Source organism: Pseudomonas mediterranea CFBP 5447, assembly GCF_000774145.1.
Lineage (GTDB): Bacteria > Pseudomonadota > Gammaproteobacteria > Pseudomonadales > Pseudomonadaceae > Aquipseudomonas > Aquipseudomonas mediterranea.
Window position 1 is genome coordinate 902,637 of sequence record NZ_KN322987.1, and the last position, 12,522, is coordinate 915,158.

The 12,522-nt window shown below is 59.6% G+C and carries 10 protein-coding genes and 1 pseudogene; all 11 read right to left on the reverse strand.

What is annotated here, in order from left to right:
- Positions 1 to 298: 298 nt before the first annotated feature.
- Entirely contained in the window at positions 299 to 1,795 is a 1,497-nt protein-coding gene (locus N005_RS23785; protein ID WP_047703426.1) for an aldehyde dehydrogenase, read from the reverse strand.
- On the reverse strand, positions 1,792 to 2,697 hold the full coding sequence (locus N005_RS23790; RefSeq protein ID WP_047703427.1) for a dihydrodipicolinate synthase family protein: 906 nt from the start codon (positions 2,695 to 2,697) through the stop codon (positions 1,792 to 1,794). The genes N005_RS23785 and N005_RS23790 overlap by 4 nt, the downstream gene beginning before the upstream one ends.
- A gap of 83 nt (positions 2,698 to 2,780) precedes the next feature.
- On the reverse strand, positions 2,781 to 4,112 hold the full coding sequence (locus N005_RS23795; protein ID WP_047703428.1) for an MFS transporter: 1,332 nt from the start codon (positions 4,110 to 4,112) through the stop codon (positions 2,781 to 2,783).
- Positions 4,113 to 4,288: 176 nt separating this feature from the next.
- Complete coding sequence (locus N005_RS23800; RefSeq protein ID WP_047703429.1) at positions 4,289 to 5,608, reverse strand: NAD(P)/FAD-dependent oxidoreductase; 1,320 nt, start codon at positions 5,606 to 5,608, stop codon at positions 4,289 to 4,291.
- 92 nt (positions 5,609 to 5,700) lie between these two features.
- On the reverse strand, positions 5,701 to 6,426 hold the full coding sequence (locus N005_RS23805; protein ID WP_047703430.1) for a GntR family transcriptional regulator: 726 nt from the start codon (positions 6,424 to 6,426) through the stop codon (positions 5,701 to 5,703).
- A 220-nt stretch (positions 6,427 to 6,646) separates the two neighbouring features.
- Positions 6,647 to 7,630, reverse strand: coding sequence for a GlxA family transcriptional regulator (locus N005_RS23810; RefSeq protein WP_052126492.1), 984 nt, complete (start codon positions 7,628 to 7,630; stop codon positions 6,647 to 6,649).
- 82 nt (positions 7,631 to 7,712) lie between these two features.
- On the reverse strand, positions 7,713 to 8,711 hold the full coding sequence (locus tag N005_RS23815) for a 4-hydroxyproline epimerase (protein ID WP_047703432.1): 999 nt from the start codon (positions 8,709 to 8,711) through the stop codon (positions 7,713 to 7,715).
- 13 nt (positions 8,712 to 8,724) lie between these two features.
- Positions 8,725 to 9,553, reverse strand: a pseudogene (locus tag N005_RS23820) (ABC transporter permease).
- Positions 9,550 to 10,398 (reverse strand): ABC transporter permease, encoded by an 849-nt coding sequence (locus tag N005_RS23825; RefSeq protein WP_047703433.1) that lies wholly within the window; start codon positions 10,396 to 10,398, stop codon positions 9,550 to 9,552. The pseudogene N005_RS23820 and the gene N005_RS23825 overlap by 4 nt, the downstream one beginning before the upstream one ends.
- Complete coding sequence (locus N005_RS23830; RefSeq protein ID WP_047703434.1) at positions 10,395 to 11,510, reverse strand: quaternary amine ABC transporter ATP-binding protein; 1,116 nt, start codon at positions 11,508 to 11,510, stop codon at positions 10,395 to 10,397. Before N005_RS23830 ends, N005_RS23825 begins: the two co-directional genes overlap by 4 nt.
- Positions 11,511 to 11,636: 126 nt before the next feature.
- On the reverse strand, positions 11,637 to 12,485 hold the full coding sequence (locus N005_RS23835) for a glycine betaine ABC transporter substrate-binding protein (protein ID WP_047703435.1): 849 nt from the start codon (positions 12,483 to 12,485) through the stop codon (positions 11,637 to 11,639).
- Positions 12,486 to 12,522 lie beyond the last annotated feature (37 nt).

Consider the following 12,522-nt stretch of genomic DNA (forward strand, 5'->3'; position numbering starts at 1 on the left):
GGATTTATCCCCGCTGGGCTGCGCAGCAGCCCCAACACAAGCAACTCCATCCGCCTGATACACCACGTCGCGGGGCTTAGGGGCCGCTGCGCAGCCCAGCGGGGATAAATCCCCTCGCCACAATGAACCGGGCAAGTTTTAAGTGAATGCGTTACGCCCGGTGCGGCATCGCATCCATATCCCGTTGCAGACCATGAGTTTGAAGAATGCTCTGCGCCTTTCGCCCAGGCCAAGGTCAATCAGGTGCCTGCAGCGTCTGTGGCGAAGATTGTCCCTCGCCACACCGCTTAGCTGTTGATCAGCCCTCGGATACATCGATCCAGATGGTCTTGATCTCGGTGTACTGGTCATGGGCCCAGATAGACTTGTCACGCCCACCGAAACCCGACTCCTTGTAACCGCCAAACGGTGTCGACGCGTCGCCTTCACCGAAGCAGTTGACGGTAACGATGCCGGCGCGGATTTCCCGCGACAGTTTGATCGCGTTGCGCAGATTGTCGGTGTAGACCGAAGCGGCCAGGCCGTAGACCGAATCGTTTGCCAGGGCTATCGCTTCTTCGAGCGTGTCGAACGTGGTGACCGCCAGCACCGGGCCGAAGATTTCTTCCTGGAACAGCACGCTGTCGGCGCCGACCCCATCGATCACGGTCGGTTGCACATAGATGTCGGCCTCGGTATTACCGCCGAAAACCACCCGCAGGTTCTCGCTGCCGGCTTTTACCAGGTACGAACGAACCTTTTCGAAGTGCGCCTTGCTGACCATCGAACCCAGGCGGTTCTCGGGATCCAGCGGGCTGCCCATCTTCCATTCCCGCAACTGCACGCCGATGCGCTTGAGCAGTTCGTCCTTGATGTCGGCGTGCACGATCAGGCGCGAAGAGGCCGAGCAGTTCTCCCCCATGTTCCAGAACGAACCATTGACCACGTGACCGGCCACCAGGTCGAGATCGGCGACGTCGTTCATGACCACGGCCGGGTTCTTGCCACCGCACTCCAGGACGATCCGCTTGAGGTTGGAATCGGCGGCATACTTGAGGAAGAGACGGCCTGTATCGGTCGATCCGGTGAAGCTGACCATGGTGACGTCCATATGACGACCCAGCGGCTCGCCGACCTCGCGGCCACCGCCGGACAGCACGTTGAACACACCGTCCGGAACGCCTGCCTGGGACGCCAGCTCGGCGACTCGCAGGGCGGTCAGGGTGGTTTCCTTGGCCGGCTTGACCACGATGGAACAGCCTGCCGCCAGGGACGGGCCGATTTTCCAGGCCAGCATCAGCAGCGGGAAGTTCCACGGCAGAACCAGGCCGACCACGCCGATCGCCTCGCGCACCACCAGGGTCAACGCCCCTGCACCGGTCGGCGCGGTATTGTCGTAGATCTTGTCGATCAGCTCGGCATGCCAGCGGATCATGTGGATGGCTTCGGGGATGTCGGTCAGCTGGCATTCGCGAATCGGTTTACCGCTGTCCAGGCTTTCCATCACCGCCAGCTCGACCGCGTTCTGCTCCAGCAGATCGGCAAAGCGCAGCAGCACCTTCTTGCGAGCGCCTGGGCTGAGCTTGTGCCAACGGCCATCGTCAAAGGCTTCGTTGGCCTTGGCCACGGCGTAATCGACATCCTCGGCGTTGCAGGCGGTGATTTCGGCGAGGACTTCGTCGGTTGCAGGATTGGTGGTGGTGAAGGTCTTGCCCGACACCGACGTGTAGAACTTGCCGTCCACGAACGACTGCGTGGGCAGCGTCAGCTTTGCGGCAATGGCGGAATATTCGGCTGCACTCAGTAGATCGCTCATTTGCTGCTCCCGATGATGTGGGCCACTTCACTTTTCAGGGTGGTGATGATGGTCTGGAGGTCCTGCTTTTCATTTTCGTAAAGAGGTTGCAGCGGCGAGCGGACGCTACCGGCGCGCAGGCCATTCAGCTCGCAACCGGCCTTGATCGACTGGACGAACTTGCCGCCTTCGAGAAAGTCCATCAGCGGCATCATGGCGCTCATGATCTTGCGGCCCTTGTCGAAGTCCTTCTCGAGCACACAGGCTTCGTACAACGCCACGTGCTCACGTGGGATGAAGTTGGAGCCGGCGCAGACCCAGCTACGCGCGCCCCAGGCAAAGAACTCCAGGGCCTGGTCGTCCCATCCGCAAGACAGGGCAATGTTGGGGAAATTGCGCGACAGGTTGTGCACCTGCGCCATGTCGCCGGAGCTCTCCTTGATCGCCACGACATTCCGGGACTTCGATACCAGCTCGAAGTACTCGGTCCCCATGCTCACGCTCATGCGGCCCGGGTAGTTGTAAAGCATGATCGGCAAGTCGGCGGCGCGATCGACCGTCAGGGCGTGCGCGGCGTTTTCCTGTTGGGTCGGCAGCGCGTACGGCGGCGAGCCGACCAGGATGGCATCGGCCTTGATGGCGCGAGCGCCCTTGGCGTACTCCACGGAGTCTTCAGTGCGGATCGCACCGGTACCGATGATCAGTGCGGTACGGTTGCCGATGACATCCTTGGCCTTGGCGGCCAACTCGATTCGCTCCTGGGGCGTATGGGCGTAGTACTCGCCGGTGGAGCCGCCAATGATGATGCCGTGGACCTTCGACTCGATCAGGTACTCGAGCACTTGCGCGAACGCGGCCTGGTCGATTTCGCCAGTGGCGGTCAACGGAGTGATTGCCGGGGTGTAGATGCCTTCGAATTTCATGATTGCCTCTTCATCAATAAGGGGAATGCTCCCCGACTCAACGTCCACCACCAGGGGTCGGAGGACATCCAGGTTGGATCAATTCAGTGACTCAAGGCCGCGGCATCGCGCAGGCTCAGTGAGCGGGTTTCAGGGGCCAGCGCCCAGGCCGTCGCCAGACCGATGAAGGTCACTGCAGCGGCGATGTACATGGTCGCGCCGATACCCAGGGTGTGCAGGGACACAGGCACCAGGTAAGTACCCACGGCAGCCCCGACACGGGACAGCGAGGTGCCGATGCCCATGGCGAAGGTGCGGATTTCCGTGGGGAAGATTTCGTTTGGATAAACCAGTTGAAGCACTTGCGCGCCGCCAATGAACAAGGCGTAGGCACCAAACAGCACAAGCACTACCCATTCATTGCCGGAGGAAAACCTGGCCAGCAGCAGCAAGGCCACGCCCGACCAGAGGAAGCTCTGGATCAGCATGCTCCGTCGGCCCATGGTGTTGATCAACCGCGTCGCAACCAGGCAACCGATCACAAAAAGGAAGGTAATGGCGATCGAGCCATACGACGCCCACTGGCCTTTGAGATTGAGTGCCTGCAACACCGTCGGAGCAAAGGCATAAACGGCAAATACCGGGATGATCGAGCAGGTCCAGAACACCGAGACGAAAAACATGCGCTTGCCATAGCCGGAGTGCAGCAGATCACCGAACGACATCTTCTTCTGCTGGTGTTCCTCCGGCAGATCCCGCAGGGAGTAGCGCTCTCCGTACACGCGCTTGATCACCGCTTCTGCCTCGGTATCCCGGCCCTTGCTCAGCAACCAGCGGGCCGATTCGGGGGTACCGATCCTCAGGATGAACAGCGCCAGGCCAATGATCGCGGCGCTGGCCAGGACATAGCGCCAGGCCTCGTCCCCGCCGACATCGAGAATGGCATTGCCGACCATGTAGGCGAAAGCCGCACCGGCAAACCACAGGATGGTCAGTGCGGCGAGACGTGGGCCGCGTTGCTTCCTGGGCAAGAACTCCACCAGCAACGAGGTGGCGACCGGGTATTCGATACCCACTGCCATGCCAATGGCGAAGCGCAGCGCGAACAGCACGGGGGCCGATTCGACCCATAGCTGCGCCAGCGAACAGACAATGAACAGCGACGGCCCGACGAAGTACACCCGCTTGCGGCCCAGTCGATCGGTCAACCAACCGCCGATAAAACCGCCAAAGAACACCCCGATCAATGCCGAAGCGGCAATCATGCCTTGCCAGAACTCACTCAAACTCAACGCGTCAGTAATCTGCAACATGGCGATGCCGATAATACTGAGCACATAGCCGTCGACAAACGAGCCGCCACCGGAGCGGACCGTCAATAACCGATGAAAGTTATTGAGCGGTATATCTTCAATCGATGCATTAGGACTTGTCATTGTTATCTCCTACGGTCGCTTCGGTATTTCAGCAAACAGTCGCTACTGGAAATCCGGGCGATACAAAGCCGTCTCGATCAAAAAGTTCAACCTGTCTTGACACATCAACAGGCCTTGCACTCTTTAACCGATCGTTTGAATCAAACTTTTTCAGTTACTGCTGTTTGTGTTGCGAACTAACTTTCCTTGCCGGCGCGAGTTTGTCCCCAAAAAAGATTCATATTGACGCCCGCCGATAGAAACGGCTCAGGCGGATTCCTGTTCGGGCCAGGGGAATTGAGCAGGAAATCAATCAGTGGATTTTTCTTACCGGCCAACCAGTCGGCCAGTAGCGTTCCGGTTACCGTGCCACGGGTGATACCCAAGCCATTGCAGCAGAGTGCGCCGTAGACATTGTTGGAAAGAGGGCCGAAATGCGCTTCGTGATTACGTGACAAAGCCAGGGAGCCGCCCCAGGTGTATTGAAAGTCGACCTCGGGGAGCATCGGGAAGCGCCGGGCAAACGACTCCTTGTGGCGCTTGATGAACCGCTGCAGATACTTGGGATTGGCACGCCCATCGGTATTGAAACTGAAGCTGTTGCGCACCAGCAGACGATTGTCGACGGTGCGCCGCAAAGTCGTGCCAAAAGGATCGGCGGGGATGACGCCCCAGTAGGGCTTGCCACCCAGGCGTGCCTGCTCGGCACCGGTCAATGGCCGAGTCAGGCTGGCATAGGTGAAAATCGGCAGCATCCGCCCCTTGAGAAAACCGAAGCTCATGGCGAAGGCGTTATTGGTCAGCACCAGCTTGTCGGCGACGATGCGCCCCAGCTTATGGCTGAGAACGGTTTTGTCGCCGTATTCGACCTCAGTGATCGGGGTGTTTTCATACAGCGTCACATTGGCAGGCAAGCTATCGGCCAGGCCTTTCACCAGGGCCGCAGGTTGAATCAGCGCCGTGCCGGGCGTGAACAGGGCCTTGCGATAGAAACGACTGCCGATATGACCCGGCAAGTCCTGCTGGTCGATCATCTGGTATTCCTGGCCCAGTTTGTCCAGGCCGCTGCGGTAGGCATCGAGCACCGCAATACCCCGATCTTCAATCGCGGCCTGATACTTGCCACATTCGCGCAACTGGCAATCGATGCCATGCTGCTCCACCAGGCCCTTGAGAATGTTCTGGCCGGTGAGATTCAACTCAAGGCTGATCCTGGCCGTGGCGATATCACCGATATAGTCGGCGGCACCGATGTCGTGAGGCAGATCGATAGCGAATCCGGCATTACGCCCCGACGAGCCGAAACCCACCTCCTGCGCTTCGACCAGGACAATCTCGTCGTCTGGAAAATTCAACGCCAACTGACGTGCCGCGGCCAGCCCGGTAAAGCCTGCGCCTAATACCACCCAGCGGGCGCTGCGAGTGCCCGAGTGCGACGGCCGGGGCACGCGAGGCTTACTGAGATGAAACCAGCCACAACTGGAGTCGTCTGCCGGGGTGTTGGTGACTGTTAGCATTTATACGACCTGGACTCTTGTAGTTGTAAGTCTGAACCACCCCCTTCCGGCGCGGCTCGATAGCCGCGTCGACGCAAACGGGGTCCCGCGTGTCAATAAGTCAGTGCCACATCCAGCCCTTCCGGTGCCGCATATTCGGACATCCGGCGACGGGACAATTCCATGTGCGCGCGGGCGATATCGCCGGCCAGCGCAGCTTCGTGGTTTTCAATCGCGGCGATCATTTCGTCATGCTGTTGGGCGGCGATTTCCAGATCGGCCTGCATATCCACCGTGGTGGGATGGCGATAGAAAATCTTGCCCAGGCGCGCATGATCGATCAGCAAGCGTTGCAGGCTCGGCATCAAGTAAGGGTTATGGGCCATCCGCCCGATCTGCAGGTGAAACTCATCGTTGTAGAGCACCCGGTTCTCGACATGCTTCTGCTCGATGGCCTCGCGAAACAGTTGCTGGATACGCTTGAGCTCGGCGATCTCCGCGGGTGTCGCTTGCGTTGCGGCGAGCTGGGTGGTGGCGCTGTAGATCAGCGGCGCAGCGAGAAAGAAGCTGCGCAGCGACTGGTAGTTCATGGACGACACCCGCGCCGCCCGATTGGCTTCCAGCTCGATGTAGCCCTCCGCCGCCATCTGCCGCATCAGCTCGCGCACAGGAGGACGCGACAAGCCGAACTCTTCGCATAGGGCCAACTCATCGACCACCGCCCCCGGTGCCAGCTCCATGCTCAGGATGCGTCGCCGCAACGCGTCGCCCAACACAGCCTTGCGATCGATTGGCGCTTCTGTGGCGACCTGCTGGCCGGCTTGATTGACTGCCTTCATAGAAACCTTCGTACCCGTTGAGTGAGCTAGGTCTACTACCTGTAATCCGACTATAAAACAAGAAAATACATTGTGTCTACAATTGAAATACATAGATTTTCGCGTTCTCCCAGACATCTTTACGAAGCGCTGAACCCCTTATAAACAGGGGCTTTGCGCTTCGTTCAGGCGAATGTCCAGATGCGCCATCAATCGGTTCGGAAACGACCTGCCTGGCGCCCTACTTGACCAGCCTGACCTCCTTTGACGGGCGGTAGCCGAAATAGGAGCTGTAGCACTTGCTGAAATGGCTCGGGGACACGAAACCACAGGCCACGAGGACCTCGACCTGGGACAGCTCGGTATGCTGCAAAAGCCGACGCGCCTCGGTGATACGCAACTCCATGTAGTACCGCTGTGGCGTGGTGCCCAATTGCTCCTTGAACAGGCGCTCCAATTGACGCCGCGAACGGCCGGCATAAATGGCCAACTGCTCCAGCTCCAAGGGCTCTTCGAGGTTGGCGTCCATCAGCTTCACCACCTCGCGCAGCGGTGCGCTCAGGCAGACATTTTCAGTCGGCTTGATGCGCCGGTAGCGCGACTCTTCGAACGACAGAATGTCCTCGATACCTTCCACCAACGCTTTGTCGTGAAGCCCCTTGATCCAGTCCAAGGCCATGTGGAAAGCGCCGGAGGGACTGGATGCCGTCAGGCGGTCCCGGTCGATCACGTAAGGCTCGCTGCTGACCTGCGTCGCCTTGCAGAACTCCGCCAGCGCAGGGCGATGTTCGGGATGAATCGCACACCGGTATCCGTCCAACAGTCCTGCGCGGCCCAGGAACCATGCGCCATTCCACAACCCGGCCAGGCCGATCTCCAGCTCCGCGGCAGTCCTGAGCAGGTGCACCAGCTCCTCCGATGCTTTCAGTTCAGTCCTGTAGCCACCACAGATGACCAGCAGGTCAAGGTCCTTGATCAGCGAGCAATCGATACGGGTGTCCGGCCGGATGACCAGGCCCAGATCGCTGATGACTTCCCCGTCGCTCAGACCAAAAGTCCGCGATGAGAACAGCTTGGGGCGCAACAGGTTCGCCGTGACAATCGTGTCCAGGGCCTGGGTGAATGCCGGCAGCGAGAAATGTTCGAGCAGCAGGAAACCCACCCGAACCATCCGGCTCGTCTGGTCGGGGTTTTCATTCAGATAGCGGAAATTCTTGCCTTTCATGCCTCCGCTGAATTGGCGTCGCTCGATCAATTTCTGCCTACTCTTCTCTACGTGACGAATACAGTGTCTGGTGTGTTGCGGGTCAAGCGAGCTGGAAGCCATGACGCAGCGGGTCCTTGTCATCGACAAAGATCGTGTTGTGCCCGGTGATTTGCGCCCAGCCGCCGATGCTCGGCCTGATGCCTTCGAATGGTCCGACCTTGACCGCGTTTTCGACCTTGCCCTCGAAGATGGTCCCGATCAGGCTTTCATTGCGGTACGTATCGCCCACCTTCAGCCGCCCCTTGGCGAACAGTTGGGCCATGCGCGCCGAAGTGCCGGTGCCACCCGGAGACCGGTCGATTGCCTTGTCGCCATAGAACACGGCGCCGCGCCCATCCGCTGCGGTGCCCTGCCCGTCATCGCACCAGATGACGTGGTGAACCCCTTGGATCCTGTTGTTTTCGGGGTGCACGGGGACCGATACCTCTGCCAGGGCCACGCGCAGTTTCTGGCTCATGGCGACGATGTCCGCCGTCGTCATGCCGGTCAAACCGGCCCAGTTCGCCTGCGGTTCGACCACCGCATAGAAATTGCCGCCATAGGCAATATCAACGACGAGCTCGCCAACACCCGGCACCTCGACCCGTACATCGGCGCTGTGCAGATAACTGGCCACGTTGAACAAGCGGATGGAGTCGACAAACTCGCCGTTCAGCGTGTAGTCGACATCCACCCGCCCGGCAGGGGTCTCAATGGCCAACTTGCCAGGCTCGCGGGGTGTGACCAGCCCCTCCTCGATCACCACGGTCGACAAACCGATGGTGCCCGCACCGCACATGGGCAGGCAGCCACTGACTTCGATGAACAACGCGCCAAAATCGCAATCGTCGCGGGATGACGGATAGATGATGACGCCGGACATGATGTCGTGGCCCCGAGGCTCGAACATCAACGCCGTGCGCACCCAGTCATGCTCACGCACAAAGATCTCGCGGCGCTCGGCCATCGAAACGGACGGCAACAGCGGCGCGCCGCCCGCCACCACCCGCACCGGATTCCCGCAGGCATGGGAGTCGATACAAAAAAAGCTGCGTCTCATCGGGGCGACTCTCCTAGAGCGTGCGTGGGGAATGACGCTGCAACGCGCCACGGGACAATCGGTCCAGCAGCAGCGCCACAGCAACGATGGCCAGGCCGGCGCGCAAGCCGAGCCCCATCTCCATCCGGGTCAGACCGCGCGTCACCTCCGCCCCCAGGCCACCCGCCCCCACCAGGCCCAGGCGACAGCAGGATGCATTGGTTCAACCCGACCAGCAGTGTTGGAGCGGCTGTCGGCAGTTCGATCTTGAACAGGATCGCCCTCGGCGAGGCACCAATCGCCTGGCCCAGTTCCAACAGATCTTTGGGCAATTGCTTGAAAGCCAAGGTGGTCAACCGGAGCATCGGCGGAATGCCATAGACGATCGTCGCGATGATCGCCGGTACGCGCCCGAGACTGAACAGCATGACCGCGGGGATCAGGTAGACCCATGGCGGAACGGTTTGCATGATGTTGAGGATCGGCAACAACGCTTCATCGAGCCGCTTCATCCGTGCCGCCAGCACACCCAGCGGGAAGGCAATCGCCACCGAGATCAATACCGCGACGCAGACCAGTGCAATGGTCTGCATCGACGCAACCCAGAGCCCCGAGAACAGACAGAACGCCAACATCGCGGCAGCGAACAATGCCACCTTCTTGTTGGTGAAAAAGAATGCCAGCGCCACGACGATACCGATCAGCACGTAGGGGTTGGGGGCCAGCAACACGCCCTCCACCGCACCCAGGACCGCTTCGATGACCTGGCTGATCCCTTTGAAAAAACCGTGAAGATTGGCGTTCAGCCAGTCCACACCCGGGGCGAGGAATTCACCTGGAGAAAATTGGAGTTGCGCGGTCATTGGGAATCTCCCATCCGGGATCGTGCGGCGCTTTGCGCCAGTCGATCGAGGATCATGGTCAGGATGACGATGGCTATGGCGGCATTGATCGACTTGGCGATGTCCAGCGTACGCACGGCCCCGTAGATGGCTTCACCCAGGCCGCCGGAGCCTACGATGCCGGCAATGACGACCATGCCGAACGCCATCATCAGGCTCTGGTTGACCCCGGCCATGATGCTCGGCATGGCGAAGGGCAAGCGGATCTTGAAGAACATCTGCCAGCCGGTGACGCCGCTGGCGTCGCCCAGCTCGATGAACTCCCGAGGCGTCATGCGGATACCCAGGGAGGTCAGGCGCATGGCCGGCGGCACCGCGACAATGAATGTCGCCAGCAGCGCGGTGGCCGGGCCATAGCCCAGCAAGGCAATGGCCGGCAGCAAATAGATGTAGGGAGGCATGGTCTGCACCAGGTCCAGGCAAGGGTCCACAACCCGGTCGATGGACGGTGCGAGGCCGGTCAGCACCCCCAGCGGAATCGCCACCACCAGCGCCAGCACCGTAGCGGCCAGTACCAACGCGAGCGTACTGACCGTCTCCGGCCACAAGCCGATGACCTCGCAAAACAACAACGCCAGCCCCGTGAGCAGCGCAAACCGGACGCCGACCATGCGCCTCCCCATCAGGGCCAGGATGCCCGCGACGACGTAATACGGTGGATAGGCCACACACCATTGGACCGAGTGGTAAACCCCGTTCAGCAGTCCATTGGCCGCATCGAACAGGAACTCACCGTGATCCGATAGCCATTCGAGGCTGGCATCGACAGTCGAATCGAACTGGCTGGAAAAGTCTGGCGTGCTCATGTCGACGCCTCCAGCTCCGTAGCGGTCGACGTTGCGAAGTCATTCGCAATACCCTGGACGCCGCGAAGCAGGTCGCGGATGGTGACGATCCCCACCACCACGCCGTTATCGACCACCGCCAGTGCGTCGCGATCGGATTTCACCGTCAAGCCGATGAGTGCGTCGATATCCGCATCGACGGTGGTTCTGGCGAACCTTGCGATATCAGTTCCGGGGTTTGCCGCCTGATACACCTCGACCGGGGTCATGACCGACTGGGCCTTGACCAGGTGCAGTCGCGAGATGCCCGCCACGAATTCGGCAACGTAGTCGTCAGCCGGGTTGAGGACGATCTCCTCGGCGGTACCGACTTGGATGATCACGCCATCCTTCATGATCGCGATGCGGTCGCCGATGCGGATGGCCTCCTCCAGATCGTGGGTGATGAATACCGCGGACTTGCCCAGCTCCTTGGTCAGTTGGCGGAACTCATCCTGCAGCTGCCGGCGAATCAATGGATCGAGGGCACTGAACGGTTCGTCCATCAGAATCACTTCCGGATCGGCGGTGATCGCACGCGCCAGCCCGACCCGTTGTTGCATGCCACCGGACAGCTCGCTCGGGTAGCGGGACATCCAGTCGCTCAAGCCCACCTTGGCCAACGCCCGTTCAGCGACCTTGTAGCGCTCGGCCTTGCCGACGCCCTGCACTTCCAGCCCGAAGGCGGTGTTTTCCAGGACCGTCCGGTTAGGCAACAAAGCCACGCTTTGAAAGACCATGCCGATATGCCGCGCCCTGACTTCTCGCAGTTGCGCAGCGGTGAGGGACGACAGGTCCTTGCCCTTGACGAGAACCTTGCCCGCGCTCGGCGTGATGAGTTTGTTGAGAAGCCTGATCAGTGTCGATTTGCCGCTGCCGGACAAGCCCATGATGCAAAAGATTTCTCCACGTCGAACCTGGAGATTGACCTCGGATACCCCGACCACGCAGCCGTAGTTCTGCAGGATTTGAGTCTTGGTCAGCCCCTGTTTGACGACGGCATCCATCGCCGCAGGTGCGTTCTTACCGAAGATTTTCCAGACGGACTGGCAATCCACCAGCACTTCGTTCGTGTCTATGTTGGGCGTTGTCATGTTCGTAACCCGTCGGACCAGTTGTGCCTGGTCTCTCTGATGAATCAAAAGGCGGCAGTAGCTAAAAAACAGCGCGAAACCTGTGCGCCCGACTCAATGGACCCGGGGCGCACAGACCGCTCATTCTTATTTCTTCACGTTTTCCCAACGCTTCAGCAGGTCAGCATGACTGTCGGTCCAGCCTTTGATGGCCTGTTCCATGGTCTTGCCATCCTTGACTTCACCGTTGATCGCGGTGATATCGCCAATCGGCACATACACGCTGGCCATCAGCTCACGCGCTTGGGGATAGCTCTTGGAGAAATCCTTGTGACCGATCCAGTAGTAGCCTTGTGGCGGCGGGAAGATACCTTTTGGATCCTTGAGGAACTTCAAGTCGAACTTCTGCGCCATCCACGACGGTTCCCAGATCGCAACCGCGACCCACTCCTTACGATCCACAGCCGACTTCAGCGCGGCGGTCATCGCAGCGGTACTGCCTTCAAGCAACTTCAACTTGATACCGTAGGCATTGACTGCATTGGTGGCATCGTTCATCAAACCTGAACCCGGCTCGATACCGATGATCTTTCCACCAAACTTGTCGGCATTGGCATTCAGTTGATCGAGCGAGTCGATATCCACATATTTCGGTACGGCAATGGCCTGGTACAAGCCATAAGAAACAGGCGACAGTTTTTCCAGACGGTTCTTGTTTTTATTCCAGTAATCGTTCGCCGCGTAGTCCGTCTGGGAAGCCAATACCTGGATATCGCCTTTGCTCAACGCAGCGTAGGCAATACCCCACTCGGAAAACTCGACAACTTTCACCGTATAGCCGGAGTCCTCGAGAACTTTCTTGGTAATACCGGTGATGGGCGTCAAGTCTTCCCAGGACAACGTACCCATGGTGATGGTTTTTTCTTCAGCATGGACGGGCATCATTGCCATGCCCAACATTGCGACCGCGCAGACGGCCTTCCAGATTTTTTTCATGGTGTTCCTCGATCAACGTTTAAACTTATTATATTGG